Below are 16,599 nucleotides of genomic sequence, written 5' to 3'. Positions count from 1 at the left end.
TACGGGTACGGGTACGGATACGGCTACGGGTGTCTGCTGCGAGGCCGGGGCCTCACCGGCGGGGGCACCGGGGCGCCCGGCGACGGGCCTCACCGGGCGAAGGCGAGCATGCGGGCGTTGCCCTCCTCGCCCTTGCCGCCGTGGTCCTTGCCCGACAGGAGCGAGGGGGTCACGAAGAACCGGCCGTCGGCGTACAGGGTGTTGCCGGCGTACATCCCGGCTTCCATGCCCTGGGCCGACGAGGTGTGCCGCAGCAGCACGTCCGGCTTGCCGCCGCGGGGGCCGAACCGCACGGTCTGCCCGTTCTTGCCGTCCTGCGCCCGCGCGTAGCCGATCACCCCTGGCCGTGCCTCTCCTGCCACCGGCACCGGCGTGATCTGCCGCCCGCCCTCGACGGCGCCGGTCCACAAGGACTTCCCCGTACCGAGGTCGAAGGCGACGATCTTGTTCGGGCCGAGGACGCCGTCCTTGGGCTCGGTCGCCAGGTAGAGCGTTTCCCCATCGACGGCGGCCCCCGGACAGTTCTGCACGCCCTCGCCGGAGTCTCCCGCCCCGGCGCACATCTCGAACGCGTGCGGTCCCTTGTCGACGCCGATCCAGGAGCGCTGCTCCCCCTTGTCGTCGACGGCGACGACGGCCCACTTCTCCATGTCCTCGCGGTTCTGGACGACGGCCACGGCGGGATCGACGGAGTAGACCTTCTGGACGGTCCAGCCCTTCTTCGTCCGGTAGGTCCACTTGACGTCGCCCGTGCGGGGGTCGAGCCTCTTGAGCCGGCCGTGGGTGCCGGGACTGCCCGGCGCGCAGGACTCCACCTGGAGCAGCCGCGAGCCGCCCGCGACGCCGTCGAGGGAGCAACCGCCCTTGCGCTCCCGCTCGGTCGTGAACAGCCGCTTGCCGTCCCCGATCCGGTAGGCGCGCATGGTGGCGCTCTGGTCGACCATCACGGTGTCGCCGGTGATGGAGACGTGGGTCATGCTGGTGTCGTCCCAGAAGCCGTGGTCGACGAGCTCCTTGTGCCAGCCCTTCTCACCGGTCTTCAGATCGATCTTCCGCAGCTGGTCGCACGCCGTGTTCCGCTCGGACTTCCGCTTCGTGTACGCGACCACGACCTCGCCGTCCGGTGTGGGGTTCACCGGGGTGTCGCACACCGTGCCGGGCAGCGACACCGTCCATGCCTTCGAGCCGTCCGAGGTCCGGTAGCCGCTGACCTCGTCGTACTCGGCCTGGGCCACGATGCCGGGCACGTGCCAGAGGTCCTGGAGCTGGGCACCCTTGCCCGGCAGCTCGACGTCGTTCATGGCGACCCAGGCCTTGGCCTCACCGGGCTTGCGCCCCGCGTTGACATCGATCACGGAGGCCGACCCGTCGTCCTTCGCGTCGCCCTCCGCGCCGGCGTCCCGATCCGGACCGGCCGACTCGCGCCCGTCGTCCGGCGACTCCCGCGTCTGTCCCGCCACGGGCTCACGGGAACCGTTCCCGCTCCCGCCCCCATCCTTGTGCGTGACGGCGTAGAAGCCCACGCCGATCAGGACCAGGGCGACGGCGCCGGCACCGATGGCGACGCCGATTCTGCGCGGCCTGCCGGTGGGCGGCACCGGCTGGACGTAGGGGTTGCCGGGGACCGGCTGATGCACCGGCTCGGACTCACGATTGACCATGACCGAGATTCTCGCCCAATCATCACCCTTTCTAGAGCCATTTTCTAGAAAAAGTTTTCAACGCAGGTTTCTGCCCTGGACCGGAGGGGACCGGCCGGGCCGTCGGAAACCGCTCGCCAGGCAGGCGGTCGCACTGCTTTCATCTCTCCATGAGTGATCTCCACATCCGCTGCGCGACCCCTGCGGACATCGACACCGTGCTGCGGTTCTGGCGCGAGGCCGCAGAGGGGACGAGCATCAGCGACGACCGCGACGGAGTGGCCCGCCTCGTCGCACGGGACCCCGAGGCCCTGCTGCTCGCGGAGCGCGACGGCCACATCGCGGGGACCGCGATAGCCGGCTTCGACGGCTGGCGCTGCCACCTCTACCGCCTCGCCGTGCACCCGGACCACCGCCGCCAGGGCATCGGCTCGGCGCTGCTCGCCGCGGCCGAGGAGCGCTTCCTTGGCCTCGGCGGGCGCAGGGGCGACGCCATGGTCCTCGACCGCAACGAACTGGCCCATCACACGTGGCATGCCGCGGGCTACGCGCCCCAGCCGCAGTGGAGCCGCTGGGTCAAGCACCTCACCGACTGAGCGGCCGACCAGCGGGTACCCGCGAACAGTCCGCAGGAGTGGACTTTGCTGGTCCTTTAATATGGACGGACCACTCGAACGTCAACGAAAGGTGTGAGCGTCCGCCCATGGGCGAGCCTCCCAGTACCCGACATCGCGCATTCCCCCGGTCCCTGCCCGATCATGGGACGGAGGTGACCCGATGACCGAAGTGCTCCTGCTCCTCGTGGCGGTGCTGCTCTCGCTGGCCTGCGGCGTCTTCGTCGCGGCCGAGTTCTCCCTCACGACGGTCGAGCGCAGCGAGCTGGAGCGAGCCTCCGAACGGGGCGAGCGCGGCGCCGCGGGCGCCCTCAAGGCGGTCAAGAACCTCACCTTCCAGCTCTCCGGGGCCCAGCTGGGCATCACCGTCACCAATCTGGTCGTCGGCATGCTCTCCGAGTCCTCCATCGCCAAGCTGATCGCGGGCCCGCTGCGTTCCCTGGGCATCCCCTCGTCGGCGGCCTCCTCGGTGGCCCTGGTCATCGGCACGGCCCTCTCGACGGTCTTCCTGATGGTCGTCGGCGAGCTGGTCCCCAAGAACTGGGCGATCTCCTCGCCACTGGCCGTCGCCAAACGGGTGGCGACACCCCAGCGCCTGTTCAGCTCCCTGTTCCGCCCCTTCATCGCGCACCTGAACAACACCGCGAACCGCTCCGTGCGCCGCTTCGGCATCCAGCCCACCGAGGAGCTGGCCTCCGCGCGCAGCCCCAAGGAGCTGGTGGCGCTCGCCCGGCATTCCGCCAAGCAGGGCTCCCTGGAGGCGGACACCGCCGAACTGTTCGTCCGCACCCTGAACCTCGCCGACCTCACCGCGGAGAACGTGATGACGCCGCGCGTCCAGGTCATGGCCCTCGACGTGATGGCCACCTGCGAGGACGTCGCGAACGCCACCCGGGCGACGGGCCTGTCCCGCTTCCCCGTGTACCGCGGCAACCTCGACTCGGTCGTCGGCGTCGCGCACATCAAGGACGTCCTCGCGGTACCGGCCGAGCGCAGGGCCCGCTTCCCCGTCGCCGAGCTGATGCGCGAGCCCCTCCTCGTACCGGAGTCGCTGACCGTCGACCGCCTGCTCGACCGGCTCTCCGGCAAGCGCACGATGGCCGTGGTCATCGACGAGTACGGCGGCACGGCCGGCGTCGCGACCCTGGAGGACATCGTCGAGGAGGTCGTCGGCGAGGTGCGGGACGAGCACGACCCGCACGAGACGCCCGACATCGCCGCCGACGGCACGGACGACGACGGCCGCACGCGGTACTCCGCCGACGGCTCGGCCCGCACCGACCAGCTGGCCCGCGTGGGCCTGCGCACGCCGGACGGGCCGTACGAAACGCTCGCCGGGCTCGTCGCGACCGAGCTCGGCCGCATCCCCGCCGAGGGCGACAGCGTCCAGGTGGGCGGCTGGCGGCTCGACGTCGTGGACGCCCGCGGCCGCCGCGCGGCCCGCGTCCTGCTGCACGCACCCCTGCACGACGACCACAAGGAGGAGGAGCGATGATCGCCGTCCAGTTGCTGATCGGCCTGGCGACCCTCGTCGTCAACGCCTTCTTCGTGGGCGCCGAGTTCGCCCTCATCTCCGTACGAAGGAGCCAGATCGAGCCGTACGCCGAGGACGGCGACCGGCGCGCCAAGAGCGTGCTGTGGGGTCTGCAGCACGTCTCCGCGCTGCTCGCCGCGGCGCAGCTCGGCATCACGCTGTGCACGCTGGTGCTCGGCATCGTCGCCGAGCCCGCGATCGCGCATCTCCTGGAGCCGATGTTCGACGGCGTCGGGGTGCCGCACGGCCTGGTCCACCCGATCTCGTTCGTCATCGCCCTGACGGTGGCGACCTATCTGCACATGCTGCTCGGCGAGATGATCCCCAAGAACATCTCGCTGGCCGAGCCGGTGCGCACGGCGCTGCTGCTCGGCCCGCCGCTGGTCGCGATCGCGCGGGCGCTGCGCCCGGTCATCTTCGCGATCAACGCGTTCGCCAACGGCCTGTTGAAACTGCTCAGGGTCGAGGCGAAGGACGAGGTGAGCGCGTCCTTCTCGGACGACGAGCTGGCCCGGATGGTCAAGGACTCCAGTGACGCAGGCCTGATCGACGACCGCGCCCAGGAGCGGCTGCACGACGCCCTGGAGCTGGGCCGCCGCCCGGTGAGGGATGTGGTGCTCCCGCTGGAGAGCGTGGTCTACGCCCGTGTGGGCGTGACGCCCGAGGAGCTGGAGCGGCTTTCGGCGGAGTCCGGTTTCTCGCGCTTCCCCGTCGTGGACGACGGCCGTCGCATCGTCGGCTATCTGCACGTCAAGGACGCGCTCGACCGGATGCCGCGCGATCTGCCGTTCCGGGTGCCGGACATGCGCAAGATCGCCCAGGTACGCGAGACCACGCCGCTGGACGACGTGCTGACCGCGATGCGCGGCAGCCGGACGCATGTGGCGGCGGTGCTCGGCTCGGACGGCAGGCTCGCGGGCATGGTCACGATGGAGGACGTACTGCGGGAGCTGTTCGGTCAGCCCGTCTGAAGCCGTGGCTCTGAAGCACGGCAGCCCTGAAGCACGGAAGCTCTGAAGCGAGGGGGATGCGCACCGTGAGTCAACTCGTCCTGCGCGACGTGTCGTACGGATATCCACAGCGCCCTGTGCTCGAACGGGTCTCCCTGTCGGTGCGGCCCGGCGAGAAGGCGTGTGTCATCGGTGAGAACGGCTCGGGCAAGTCGACGCTCCTGCGCCTGATGGCGGGCGAGTTCGCGCCCGCCGACGGCGAGGTGGCCGTCGTCTCGGACGGCGGCACCGGCTATCTCGCGCAGACCCTGCTCCTTCCGCCGCACTCCACCGTGCAGGACGCGGTGGACGACGCGCTCGCCGAACTGCGGGATCTGGAGCGGCGGATCAGGGAGGCGGAGGCCGCGCTCGGCGCGGCGGGCCCGGCCGAACTCGCCGCGTACGGAGACCTCGTCGCCGCCTTCGAGGCGCGTGACGGCTACCGCGCCGACGCGCGCCTCGACGCGGCACTGCACGGTCTCGGCGTCCCGCATCTGGAGCGCTCCCGCACGCTGGGGTCGCTCTCCGGCGGCGAGGCCGCACGCCTGGCACTCGCCTGCGTCCTGGCCCCGCAACCGGAACTGCTTCTTCTGGACGAGCCGACGAACCATCTGGACGACCAGGCGCTCGGCTGGCTCGAGGAGCGGCTGCGCGCCCACCGGGGCACGGTCGTCGCCGTCACCCACGACCGGGTCTTCCTCGACCGGGTCGCCGATGTGATCGTCGAGGTCGACGGCGACCGCAGATCCGTGGCCCGCTTCGGGGGCGGCTGGCACGGCTATCTGGAGCAGCGCGCCACGGCCCGCCGTCGCTGGGAGGAGCGCTTCCGGGAGTGGAGCGACGAGGTCGCGCGCCAGGAGCGGCTCGCGAAGGGCGGCTCCGACCGCCTCGCGACGGGCTGGCGGATGAGCGACAGTCCTCGCTTCGCTGGCCACCAGCGGTCGGTGGAGGGCCAGCTCTCCGGCCTCGTGCGCAACGCGCGCGAGCGGCTGCGCAGGCTGCACGCGGATCCGGTGCCGCGCCCGCCCGACCCACTGCACTTCACGGCCGGTGAGGGCATCGAGGGCGGCGACCACCCCTTCGTACGCCCGGTCGTTCTGACCGGCATCACCGTGGGCGAGCGCCTGGCCGTCGACCACCTGCTGCTCGAACCGGGTTCGCGCACGCTGGTGACGGGGGTGAACGGCGCGGGCAAGTCGACGCTGCTCGGTGTCCTGGCCGGAGTGCTGACCCCGGACCAGGGGGATGCCCAACTCCCGTCCCGTATCGGCTACTTGCCGCAGGAGATCGAGTACATCACTGACGAGGACACGGCGATGCCGCTCCTTGACGCCTTCACGGCGGGCCTCCCCGGGCTGCCCGAGGACCACGCGCAGGCACTCCTGTCCCTCGGCCTCTTCCGCGAGGATGACCTGGTGGTGCCGGTGAAGGGGCTCTCCGTGGGACAGCGCCGCCGCCTGGCGCTCGCACGCCTGGTGACGCGCCCTGCCGACCTCCTCCTGCTCGACGAACCGACGAACCACCTCTCCCCCGCCCTGGTCGAGGAGCTCGACGAGGCGCTTGCGGGATACCGGGGCACGCTGGTGGTGGTGTCGCACGACCGGCGGCTGCGGGAGCGGTTCCGGGGCGATCGGGTCTCGGTGGAGGCGGGGCGGGTGGTCCGGCCCGATCCGAACGAGAGGCCCTAGGTGGCGTCGGGGCGTGCGGTGGGCGTCTCCGTGATGCCGGGCCCGCGCGCCCCGACGTTCGCGGCCCCGACCGCCGTGAGGACGGCGAGGAGCGTCGCCATCCCCGCGGTGGCGAGCGCCGCCTTCCAGTCGACGTCCAGGAGGGTCGTCGCCCCGGCGACCAGGACGGCGGCGAGCGACTGCGCGAAGGTACGGAGCGCGCGCTCCGCGGTGGCCTTCCAGAATCCAGCGGTCCACATGTCTGACCCCACCTCTCGTGGTTGACGGGTCAACACCTGGCATACCGCTGTGGCGTGCCGCTGCCCAGAAGGTCGACGGGTCGTACTCTGATGCGCCGCAAGACGGGGCTGGCTCCCTCCGCCTGCCGGCGCCGGTTCGGGCCCGCGCCGGGCTGAACCCTCAGCGCCGGTGCGCGCCCCGCCCGCGGGCCACGGCCTTCGCGTCCTTCTTGAACGCCCACTCCATGTCGGGTTCCATCGCGAACCGGAAGAGGCGCTGCACCGGTGGTGTGCAGAGCACGGTGATGAGGGTCGCGGCGCCGAGCGTGACCGTGATCTCGCCGAGCGGCGTGTGCAGCCAGTCGAGTTCGTACCAGTCCCAGAAGCGTGAGCCCTTGGCGATGAAGCCGTGCAGCAGGTAGCCGTAGAGCGTGCCCGCGCCGAGCGCGGTGAACCAGAGCCTGCGGCCGGGCACCCAGGCGAAGAAGCACGCGACGAGGACCACCGAGCAGCCGAACATCCCGAGGGTCATCACGGCACCGGACCAGCCGGGCGCGGCCAACTCCTGTGCGCTGTCCCTGCGGTAGAACCAGGCGGCGTTCATGCGCGGCGCCGCCCAGTACGCGAACAGCAGGGCCGCCCCGAAGACGGGCAGCGCCAGGATGCGGGCCTCCCGGCGGCGCACGATCTGGAAGTGCTCGGGCTTCAGGCACAGGCCGAGGACGAAGAACGGCAGGAACTGCAGCACCCGTTGCAGGTCCAGGTCGTCGCCGATGTCCGGCGAGACGGAGGCGAGCACCGCGATGGCGAGCGCGATCGGCAGGGGCCAGCGCACGACCTTCCACAGCGGGGTGGTGAGGCGCCAGACGAAGAGCGCCACCAGGAACCAGGTGAGGTACCAGGGGTCGAGCAGGCTGATCGGATACGTCGGGTCGTCGCCCGCCCAGCGCTTGAAGAAGGTGTAGGCGACCTCGAAGATGACGTACGGCACCGCGATGCCCGTCACCAGGCGCTTGAGGCGGCCCGGACTCGCGTCGAAACTCCGCGAGAAGTAGCCGGAGATGACGATGAACGCCGGCATGTGGAAGGTGTAGACGGTGATGTAGAGCGCGGCCGCCGCCCGGCTGTCGCCGCGCAGCGGCTCCCACGCGTGCCCCATCGCGACCAGCACGATCGCCAGGTACTTGGCGTTGTCGAAGAACGAGTCGCGGCGCTTGACCGGTGGCTTCGGCGCCACGGTGGGCGCCGAGGGCGCCGCCGGAGGGGCACTGCGCGCGGCGGGCAGCGGCGCCCGCAGTGCCCCGGTCCGATGCATCGAGCGGACAGGCTCACTCACGGGACCTCCCGGGGGAACCCGGGCCCGCGGTCTCGCGTCTTACGTTAAATGCGGGTGCTACACCTGTGTAGAACATCACCGGCACCCTAGCCACCGAAGCCCCCGCGCGTACAGTCGCGCCACCTGAGAATCCGCTGAGTGCCGCCGATGCGTCAGCTGAGCGCCGCCGGTGCGGGACCGACCAGCTCGGACAGGACGTCCTCCATGGTGACGAACCCGAGCACCGTGCCGCTCTCGCCGGTGACCGCGGCCAGATGGCTGCCCGCGGCCCGCAGCGCGGTGAGGGTGTCGTCGAGCGGGGTGTCGATGTGCACCCGCGTGACCACGTGCAGGACGCCGCGCGGGAAGGGCCGGTCCCGCTCGGCGATGCCCAGGGTGTCCTTGATGTGGAGGTAGCCGAGCAGGGTGCCGTCGGGTCCGGTCACCGGGAAGCGGGAGAAGCCCGCGTCGGCGGCCACCCGCTCCAGGCGCGCCGGGGTGATCGAGTGCTCGACCGTACGCATCTTGGCCGTCGGCACGAGGATCTCGCCGACCGGCCGGGTGCCCAGCTCGAGCGCGTCGCGCAGCCGCTCGCCGTCGGCCGCCGAAAGGAGCCCGGCCGCGCTGGAGTCGACGACCATGCGGGCGAGCTGGTCGTCCGTGTAGACGGACTCGACCTCGTCCTTCGGTTCGACCCTCATCAGCTTCAGGAGGGTGTTGGCGAAGGCGTTGATGCCGAAGACGACCGGCTTGAGGGCGCGGGTGAGGGCCACCAGCGGCGGGCCGAGCAGCAGGGCGGTCCTTGCGGGCGCGGCGAGCGCGATGTTCTTGGGGATCATCTCGCCGATCAGCATGTGCAGATACGTCGCCACGGTCAGGGCGATGACGAAGGCGATCGGGTGCACGAGCGCGTGCGGGATGTGGACCGCCTCGAAGGCGGGCTCCAGGAGGTGCGCGATGGCGGGTTCCGCGACCGCGCCGAGCACCAGCGAGGAGACGGTGATGCCGAGTTGGGCGGTGGCCATCATCGCGGAGATGTGCTGCAGGCCCCACAGGGTGATGCGGGCGCGCTTGTCGCCCGCCTGGGCGCGGGGTTCGATCTGGCTGCGGCGTACGGAGATCAGGGCGAACTCGGCGCCGACGAAGAAGGCGTTGGTGAGCAGGGTCAGTGCGCCGATGGCGAGCTGGAGCGTGGTCATCGCGCCTCCTCCACGGCCTGTCGGGGCACTTGGAGTGCCGGTTCGGTGATGCGGATCCGGTCGGCGCGGTGGTGCTCGACGGTCAGGACGTCCAACTGCCAGCCGTCGAGTTCGACGGCGTCGCCCTTGGCGGGGATGCGGGTCAGCCGGGTGGCGATCAGGCCCGCCACGGTCTCGTACGGTCCTTCGGGCGCGGTGAGCCCTATCGCGGCGAGCTGGTCGATGCGGACGCCGCCGTCGGCCTCCCACGCGGTGCGGCCGTCCGGGGCCGCCTGCGCGGGCAGCAGGTCGGGGACCTCGACGGGGTCGTGCTCGTCGCGGACCTCGCCGACGACCTCCTCGACGATGTCCTCGACCGTCGCCACACCGGCCGTACCGCCGTACTCGTCGATGACCACGGCCATCGTGCGGGTCTCGCGCATCCGCTCCAGGAGCCGGTCGGCGGGCAGGCTGTCGGGCACGAGCAGGGGCTCGGTGGCCAGGTCGGTGACCGGGGTGAGCTGCCGCTCCTCGGGGGCGAGGGCGAGCACGTCACGGATGTGCACGGTGCCGATGACCTCGTCCAGGCTGTCGCGGAAGACGGGGAAGCGGGACAGGCCCGTGGCGTGCGTCAGGTTCGCGGCGTCTGCGGCCGTGGCGTGCGCTTCGAGGGCGCGTACGTCCACGCGCGGGGTCATCACGTTCTCCGCGGTCAGCTCGCTCAAGTGCAGGGTGCGGACGAACAGTTCGGCGGAGTCCGCCTCCAGGGCGCCCTCGGCGGCCGAGCGCCGGGCCAGGGCGACCAGTTCCTCGGGGGTGCGCGCGGAGGCCAGCTCCTCGGCGGGTTCGAGGCCGAAGCGGCGTACGACGTGGTTCGCGGTGTTGTTCAGGTGCCGGATGAACGGCCCGAAGGCGGCGGTGAAGCCGCGCTGGGGCGTTGCCACCACCTTGGCGACCGCGAGGGGCCGGGAGATCGCCCAGTTCTTCGGCACCAGCTCGCCGACGACCATGAGGATCACGGTGGAGAGGGCCACGCCGAGCAGGGTGGCCGTGGTCGGGGCGGCGCCACCGAGTCCTGCCGCCTCCAGCGGGCCGGTCAGGAGCGCCGCGAGGGACGGTTCGGCGAGCATGCCGATCACCAGCGACGTGACGGTGATGCCGAGCTGGGCGCCGGACAGCTGGAGGGTCAGCCGCCGGACCGCTTTCAGGGCGCCTTCGGCACCCCGCTCCCCCGCCTGCGCGGCGCGCTCCAGGTCACCGCGCTCGACGGTGGTCAGGGAGAACTCGGCCGCGACGAACAGCGCGCAGGCGAGCGTGAGGAGCAGGGCGAGCAGCAGAAGCAGGATCTCGGTCACCGTGCCACCCCCGTTCCCTCGCGCTCGGGCAGCGGGCGGGAAATGGCACGGTTCGTACTGGGAGGCTCACCCATTGCGGGTCCGTGGCTCCTTCTCGTACTCGTACGAAGTGTCGTACGAGGGCGGTGGCATGGAAGCGGTGGTGCTTCTACAGCCACTGTAAAGGAACGGCAAACCGGAGTGCCTAGAGCGGGGTGGCCGCGTGCAGGATGAGGACCATCGTCACGGCGGAGTTCGCCGACGACATGGCGGAGGCCGCGGCCCCGGCCGCCGCCGCCCACGCCGCGAGCCCCACCGCGGTGAACAGGGACGGCCAGCTGCGCGCCGCGGGAGCCGGGCCCAGGAGGGCGGCGACCCGGCGTGGCACGGGCCCCGGCGCCGCGAGTCCGGCGAGGGTCGGGGCCGGGGCGCCCCGGGAGTGCAGGGCCGCCTTGCCGATCGCGCGGGCCACGGTTCTGCGGTCGCCGACGGCGTGGGCCGCGTCCTCGTCCGCCCAGCGCTCGGTCGTGTAGGACACGGCCGTACGCAGCGGGCGCAGGAACGGGTTGGCGCGCGCGGCCAGTTGTACGGCAAGGAGGTAGCGGTGGTGGCGCGTGGCGAGGTGGGCGCGCTCATGGGCGAACAGGGCGCGGCGCTCGCCGGGTGCGAGGCAGTCGAGCAGGGCGGTGGTGACCACAACCCGGTCGCGGGCGCCGCCGGGCAGCGCGTACGCGTAGGGCACGTCGTCGGGCAGGACGGCGACGGCGGTGCCGGGCAGGCCCGCCAGCGCGCGGTGGGCGCGGCGGCGCACCTGGCGGTGGCGCCACAGGGTCCTGCCGCAGGCCACGGCCACGGCGAGCAGACCGGGGATGGCCAGGCGTCCGGCCACCTCGTCGTACGGGACGGCGGCGCGCACCTCCGGGTCCGACCAGCCGTCCGGCAGGGGGTTGCCGGGCAGCTGGGCCGTACCGACGACCATCAGGAGGCCCAGGCACAGGGTGCTGGCGAGCGCCATGATCACGGCGACCGTCGTGAGCAGCCGGGTGGCGGTCCGCGGATGCAGGCGCTGCTCGGCGAGCCGGGCGACCGGCCAGGCCGTCAGCGGTAGCACCAGCGGCAGTAGGACGAACATCCCCATGACGGTTCAGACGTCCTTCTCCGTCTCGGCCTGGCCCAGAAGCTCTCGCAGCAGCCGCTCGTCGCCCGGCGGGAGGGCGGTGAGGAAGCTGGCGAGGACCGCCTCCCGGTCGCGCTCGCCGTCGAGCACCTTGCGCATCTTGCGCGCCGCGAGCCCCGCCTCGTCGGACGACGGTGTCCACGCGAAGGAGCGCCCCGCGCGCTCGCGGGTCACCGCTCCCTTGTCCAGGAGCCGGGTCAGGATCGTCACGACGGTCGTGTACGCGAGGTCGGCGCCGAGCCGCTCCTGCACCCAGCCCGCGGTCGCGGGACCTTCCGCCTCGCGCAGGGCGACAAGGACCTGCGCCTCCAGCTCACCCTGCCCCCGTCGCCGGGAACGCCCCCGCTGCTCCGCCACGCCCGTCTCCCTTCCACTGCCTCGTCGTCCTGGACGAGGCTAACGCGCGCCCGCCGGCGGTGTGCCGCAGGTCAGGCGCGGCCCAGGTCCATGACCATCACCGAGTACGCCCCTGAGGCCATCCCGGCGGGCACCTGGCCTTCCGGGATCACGTTGTCCATCCGCATCCGCAGCCGCTCCCCGGTGGCATCGACCACGACCCGCCAGCCCCAGTCACCGCCGTAGGCACCGTCGAACTCCGCCACCGCGTCCCCTGTCCTGCGCCCCGGCAGTGACATCGGCGCCGGCTGCTGATGCCACGAGTCACCCCACAGGGCGACGAGGGAGCCGTCCTCCTCACCGGCGCCGAGGACGAGCAGCCCGTCCTGCGGGCCGTCGTCCGGGTGCTGCCAGGAGTACGCGAGGGAGGCGAGGTGGCCGCCCGCGGCGACGGTCACGAGCGCCGTCGCGGGGAACTCCGCGAACGCGTCACCGGGCATCAGCCGGAACCCGTTGTCGCCCGCCCACGCGCCTGCCGCTTCGGAGAGGATCGTCATGTACCCACCATGCCAGCGCGGGCGCGGCCGAAACGGCATTGCCCCGCCCCGTAGCGCGCATTAAGGTCACTCGGGTGACTGCCGGGTCGGCCATGGGCCACGTACGAGTGAGGCGCCCGGCCTCGGCGTGAGCGCGAGGCGGGCCAGAGCCCCGCCGTCCCCTCTTCCGTCTTTCCTCCCCGCGCCCCGTGCGGCGCGCCTCCAGTGGAACCCAAGACCCGGAAGAGACACCACACATGCCGCAAGCCCAGCACCCGCACGAGACCACTTCGCCTGTCACCACCGCCCAGTTGAACCACACCGCCGTCTACGCCAAAGACCGGCAGCTGTCGGCCGAGTTCCTCGCCGTGATCCTGGGCCTGCGGGTCGGCGCCCCGTTCGGGCCGTTCCTGCCCGTCGATCTCGGCAACGGCGTGACGCTCGACTACTACGAGCTGAGCGACGAGCCGATCCAGTCGCAGCACTACGCGTTCCTCGTGCCCGACGAACAGTTCGACGCCATGATCACCCGCCTGGAGACGGTCGGGGTCACCTACTACGCCGATCCCAGCCACACCGAACCCGGCCAGATCAACCGCCTGTTCGGCGGCCGGGGCGCGTACTTCGACGACCCCGACGGCCACAACATGGAGATCATGACCCGGCCCTACGCCCGCCCCTAACGCTCTTCGGGCGGAACCGCCCCCTCCCTGGGGGCTGCCCACGTGTTCGAGACGTGATTGAGGCATCGCGCCCCGCCCGCTCCCGCTGCGGGCGGGGCCCGGGTGCCCGGCCGTGGCTGCGGGGACCCGAACCGGAACCGTTCGCCGTGAGGCGGCGGGGCGAGCGGACGTCCCGCGCGCCGTATGGGCCGCGGGAGCCGGGCAGTTGACGCACGCGGCATCCGGAGCCCCAGGACGTGCGCCCGCGCGACGGTCGGCGCAAAAGGCTCATTGCCGCACTTGTCCGACGGCAGTAAGAAGGGGATTCGACCCAGAAAACGTTGCGGCCGCGGCGTCCTGCAAGGCATCACATCGCAGCTCTGAGAGAAGCCGGGTGATCCAGAATGGCGCAAGATCCACACACCGCAGTGACGAACGAGCCGGACGACGGAGCGATAACCCTGGCCGCCGAGCAGGAGGCGGTTCTGCAGCCGCCCTCCGAGGGTACGGAGGGCCAGGCCCAGCACTCGACGGGCGAGGGCCTTGAGCACGTCGAGGGCTACCGCCGCCCGGAGCACTTCGCGCCGGAGGCCTGGACGGCCCCGACCGCCACGCTTCCCGACATCGGTGAGGCTTCGTACGGCCCCCCGCCCCTGGCTCCGGAGACCGTGCACGGCCCCGATGACCGCATCCAGATCACCAACACCAGCGTGTATCCGTGGCGCGTGCACTGCTACCTGCTCATCACCGCCCGCGACAACGCCCTCTACCAGGGCACCGGCTGGCTCCTCGGACCGCACACCCTCGCCACCGCGGGCCACTGCGTCTACATCAAGGGCAGCGGTGTGGCGGGCCGCGACGGCTGGGTCAAGAGCATCCAGGTCATGCCGGGCCGCAACGGCGCCTCGCTGCCCTATGGCAGCATCACCTGCACGAGCTTCCGCTCCGTGACCGGCTGGACGACCAACGGCGACGAGAACTTCGACTACGGCGCCATCATCACGCCCTCCAACATCGGCTCCACCACAGGCTGGTTCGGCTTCGGCGTCTGGTCGGACTCGGACCTGCTCAAGACCACCGGCAACATCTCCGGCTATCCGGGCGACAAGCCGTCCGGGACGCAGTGGTACGCGGCGCGCGGGATCGACTCCGTCGCCCCCCGCAAGGTGTACTACGACATCGACACCGCGGGCGGACAGAGCGGCAGCTCCGTCTACCGCATCGACAGCACCGGTCGCTACGGCTTCGGCATACACGCCTACGGCGGAGCCCGGGTGAACTCGGGAACCCGGTTCACCACACCCGTCTTCAACAACTACGTGGCATGGAAAGCGTGAGCGAACCCCGATGAACGGCAGCAGGTCCGCAGTGGAGATCACCGGCGTCGTCCGCGACACATCGGGCACCCCGGTGACGGGCGCCCACGTCCTGTTCACCAAGGGGCCGCAGCCCCTGCCGGACATCGCTGCCCTGACGGACGCCGAGGGGCGTTTCTCCCTCGTCGCCCCGACAGCGGGCGAGTACACGCTCATCTGCCGGGCGGACCCTCTCATGGGCCCGTCCGGCACGGCCGAGGCCACCGTCCGCGTCGAACCGCCGGCCCAGGCCGTCCCCCAGGGGCGGCTGCGGGTCGAGCTGACGCTCGGCTAGCGCGATGTGCGGCGCCGACCGGCAGCGGTGGACGTGCGTGGGGCGCGAGTCCTGTCTAGCGTCACGTGCATGAACACTGTCCCGCAGCGTTTCGAGATCCTGCTGGTTCCCTCGTTCTCGGGGGACGGCGCGAGTACGACCGACGCCCGCGACGCCCTGCGCTCGGCCGTCGTGGTGGCCACCGGCGAGACCGGCTCCTCCGGGTTTCCCCGGTACGCGGGCGACGGAATGGAGGCCGACATCGACCCCGGGACCCGCACCGTGGAGGCGCTCCTGGTCGACGGGTCCGAGCTGGACTACGGACTCTCGGTGAGGGTCGCGGACGTGTAGCCGGGCCGGGTCCGGCGCGGCCGGGGCACCAGTCCTGTCACAGCGGCGGGGCCACGTCGCCGGCGAGGCGCGCGAGCTCGTGCGCAAGGCCCGGCGGTACACCCGCCGGTGCGGTTCCGACCGCGCCGGCGGGCGACACGGTCCCCACCACGGAGTCGCCCGAGTGGACCAGGATGTGGCTGGGCGGCCGGAGTTGGCGCGCCTGGTCGATGACCGTGGCGGCGTCGCCCGCGAAGCGGGCACTGAGGTCGATGACCAGGACGTCGGGCAGCAGGGCGCGGGCCCGCGCCAGGGCGAGGAAGCTGTCGTCCGTCTGGGAGATGACGTACACGCCGGGGACGGTCTCGATCTGCGGGATCAGGTCCCTGGCCCGGTGATCGGCGGCAAGCACCAGCACGGTCAGCACGTCGCGGTTGTCCTTCGCGTGGTCCAGATGTCACCGGCACTCGCCGTACTGCCCTCTCCACTTCACTGATCGTTTCAGCTTGTCATCCGATGCGGCGGATCCGGCGACCGACGCGCCACAGGCGTGTCGCCCGTCCCGCGGGGCCTCCAATGTGGAGCGAATTTCTAGATACTTGTTTTAGTTCTGTGGGATAGGGTCCGACCATGACGCACAGGGGCAGAGCGGGCCCGGCACGCCATGGCGGCTAAGCAGCGGCGCGGCGAGGCCACCGTCGACCGGCTCCTGACCGCGGCGCTCGACGTGTACGCCACGTCGGGCCAGCCGGGGTTCACCGTCAGCACGGTCACCGCCGCCGCCGGCGTCAGTCTCGGCAGCCTCTATCACCACTTCGGCAGCATCGAGGGTCTCGCCGCCGCGCTGTACACCCGCTGCATGGAGCAGCTCTTCGACGAGATGATCGCCGCGCTGAGCCGTGCGCGCACCGCACGCACCGGGGTCCGCGCCCTGGTCGTCGCCCATCTCCGCTTCACCGAGGAGCACCCGGACGCCGCGCTCTTCCTGCACGCCTCCGCCTACTCCGGCTACCTCGCGGCGCACGCGGACCGGATCCGCACGGCCAAGGCCGCCAAGCTGGCGGTCATCGCGGAGTGGATGCTCCCGCGGGTCGCGGCGGGCGAGATCGCTCCCGTGCCCGCACCTGTTCTCGAGGTCCTGCTCATGGGGCCGGTCGCCGAGGCCGCGCACCGCTGGCTCTCCGGCACGCACGACATGGATCTCGCCGAGGCCGCGCGGTTCCTGCCCGACCGGATCTGGTGCTCGCTGCGGCCTGACTAGACCGGCGGCTCGAACCGGGCCGACTGTTTGCCGAACGTGGGGGTACTCGGTCGCCATGCGCATCCACAACCAGCCGTTCGACCGCTGACCGCAGACGCCCCGACCGGTGCCCATGTCGCGTGGGTGCCCATCGGCCGGCCTCAGCGCCGAACGGACCA

18 protein-coding genes are annotated in these 16,599 nt (G+C 71.6%); 9 read left to right on the top strand and 9 right to left on the bottom strand.

Annotated features, from left to right (window positions below):
• Positions 1-89: 89 nt before the first annotated feature.
• On the bottom strand, positions 90-1,661 hold the full coding sequence (locus AC07AG_RS00970) for an outer membrane protein assembly factor BamB family protein (protein ID WP_478750536.1): 1,572 nt from the start codon (positions 1,659-1,661) through the stop codon (positions 90-92).
• 149 nt (positions 1,662-1,810) lie between these two features.
• Here AC07AG_RS00970 and AC07AG_RS00965 point away from each other — a divergent pair, with 149 nt between their 5' ends.
• The 4 genes from AC07AG_RS00965 to abc-f all read left to right on the top strand — a co-directional run bounded on the left by AC07AG_RS00965 (position 1,811) and on the right by abc-f (position 6,465).
• Positions 1,811-2,236: a GNAT family N-acetyltransferase gene (locus tag AC07AG_RS00965; RefSeq protein ID WP_478750534.1), complete on the top strand. Its 426-nt coding sequence runs from the start codon at positions 1,811-1,813 to the stop codon at positions 2,234-2,236.
• 181 nt (positions 2,237-2,417) lie between these two features.
• The gene (locus AC07AG_RS00960) at positions 2,418-3,749 is read left to right on the top strand and encodes a hemolysin family protein (protein ID WP_478750532.1); all 1,332 of its coding nucleotides are present in this window, start codon (positions 2,418-2,420) and stop codon (positions 3,747-3,749) included.
• On the top strand, positions 3,746-4,759 hold the full coding sequence (locus AC07AG_RS00955; RefSeq protein ID WP_478750530.1) for a hemolysin family protein: 1,014 nt from the start codon (positions 3,746-3,748) through the stop codon (positions 4,757-4,759). Before AC07AG_RS00960 ends, AC07AG_RS00955 begins: the two co-directional genes overlap by 4 nt.
• Before the next feature lie 56 nt (positions 4,760-4,815).
• Positions 4,816-6,465, top strand: coding sequence for a ribosomal protection-like ABC-F family protein (abc-f, locus tag AC07AG_RS00950; protein ID WP_478750528.1), 1,650 nt, complete (start codon positions 4,816-4,818; stop codon positions 6,463-6,465).
• Here the strand turns inward: abc-f and AC07AG_RS00945 are convergent.
• From AC07AG_RS00945 to AC07AG_RS00915, 7 genes are all read right to left on the bottom strand, one after another.
• Positions 6,462-6,704, bottom strand: a complete 243-nt coding sequence (locus AC07AG_RS00945; protein WP_361040514.1) for a holin — start codon at positions 6,702-6,704, stop codon at positions 6,462-6,464. The genes abc-f and AC07AG_RS00945 overlap by 4 nt on opposite strands.
• Before the next feature lie 160 nt (positions 6,705-6,864).
• A complete protein-coding gene (locus AC07AG_RS00940) occupies positions 6,865-7,998 on the bottom strand; it encodes an acyltransferase family protein (RefSeq protein ID WP_478752156.1) in 1,134 nt (377 codons plus the stop codon).
• 173 nt (positions 7,999-8,171) lie between these two features.
• Entirely contained in the window at positions 8,172-9,197 is a 1,026-nt protein-coding gene (locus AC07AG_RS00935) for a hemolysin family protein (RefSeq protein ID WP_478750526.1), read from the bottom strand.
• Entirely contained in the window at positions 9,194-10,531 is a 1,338-nt protein-coding gene (locus AC07AG_RS00930; protein WP_478750524.1) for a hemolysin family protein, read from the bottom strand. Before AC07AG_RS00930 ends, AC07AG_RS00935 begins: the two co-directional genes overlap by 4 nt.
• Positions 10,532-10,715: 184 nt before the next feature.
• Positions 10,716-11,648 carry a M56 family metallopeptidase gene (locus AC07AG_RS00925; protein ID WP_478750522.1) on the bottom strand — a complete coding sequence of 311 codons (933 nt, stop codon included), beginning with the start codon at positions 11,646-11,648 and terminating at the stop codon, positions 10,716-10,718.
• Between the two features lie 6 nt (positions 11,649-11,654).
• Complete coding sequence (locus AC07AG_RS00920; RefSeq protein ID WP_478750520.1) at positions 11,655-12,044, bottom strand: BlaI/MecI/CopY family transcriptional regulator; 390 nt, start codon at positions 12,042-12,044, stop codon at positions 11,655-11,657.
• 71 nt (positions 12,045-12,115) lie between these two features.
• Entirely contained in the window at positions 12,116-12,580 is a 465-nt protein-coding gene (locus tag AC07AG_RS00915) for a hypothetical protein (RefSeq protein WP_478750518.1), read from the bottom strand.
• 236 nt (positions 12,581-12,816) lie between these two features.
• Here AC07AG_RS00915 and AC07AG_RS00910 point away from each other — a divergent pair, with 236 nt between their 5' ends.
• The 4 genes from AC07AG_RS00910 (at position 12,817) to AC07AG_RS00895 (ending at position 15,201) form a co-directional block, all read left to right on the top strand.
• Positions 12,817-13,242: a VOC family protein gene (locus tag AC07AG_RS00910; protein WP_478750516.1), complete on the top strand. Its 426-nt coding sequence runs from the start codon at positions 12,817-12,819 to the stop codon at positions 13,240-13,242.
• Positions 13,243-13,625: 383 nt separating this feature from the next.
• Positions 13,626-14,558 carry a trypsin-like serine peptidase gene (locus AC07AG_RS00905; RefSeq protein WP_478750514.1) on the top strand — a complete coding sequence of 311 codons (933 nt, stop codon included), beginning with the start codon at positions 13,626-13,628 and terminating at the stop codon, positions 14,556-14,558.
• 10 nt (positions 14,559-14,568) lie between these two features.
• A complete protein-coding gene (locus tag AC07AG_RS00900; RefSeq protein WP_478750512.1) occupies positions 14,569-14,871 on the top strand; it encodes a carboxypeptidase-like regulatory domain-containing protein in 303 nt (100 codons plus the stop codon).
• 69 nt (positions 14,872-14,940) lie between these two features.
• Positions 14,941-15,201, top strand: a complete 261-nt coding sequence (locus AC07AG_RS00895; RefSeq protein WP_478750510.1) for a hypothetical protein — start codon at positions 14,941-14,943, stop codon at positions 15,199-15,201.
• Positions 15,202-15,238: 37 nt separating this feature from the next.
• Here AC07AG_RS00895 and AC07AG_RS00890 read toward each other — a convergent pair whose 3' ends face one another.
• A complete protein-coding gene (locus AC07AG_RS00890; RefSeq protein ID WP_478750508.1) occupies positions 15,239-15,607 on the bottom strand; it encodes a hypothetical protein in 369 nt (122 codons plus the stop codon).
• 237 nt (positions 15,608-15,844) lie between these two features.
• On the opposite strand from AC07AG_RS00890, the gene AC07AG_RS00885 reads away from it, so the two are divergent.
• Positions 15,845-16,441: a TetR/AcrR family transcriptional regulator gene (locus AC07AG_RS00885; RefSeq protein WP_478750506.1), complete on the top strand. Its 597-nt coding sequence runs from the start codon at positions 15,845-15,847 to the stop codon at positions 16,439-16,441.
• Positions 16,442-16,599 lie beyond the last annotated feature (158 nt).

The sequence above is a fragment of the Streptomyces sp. NPDC044044 genome, assembly GCF_056434405.1.
The sequence above is the reverse complement of the archived record's forward strand: the minus strand, read 5'-3'. Positions and strand labels throughout refer to the sequence as shown.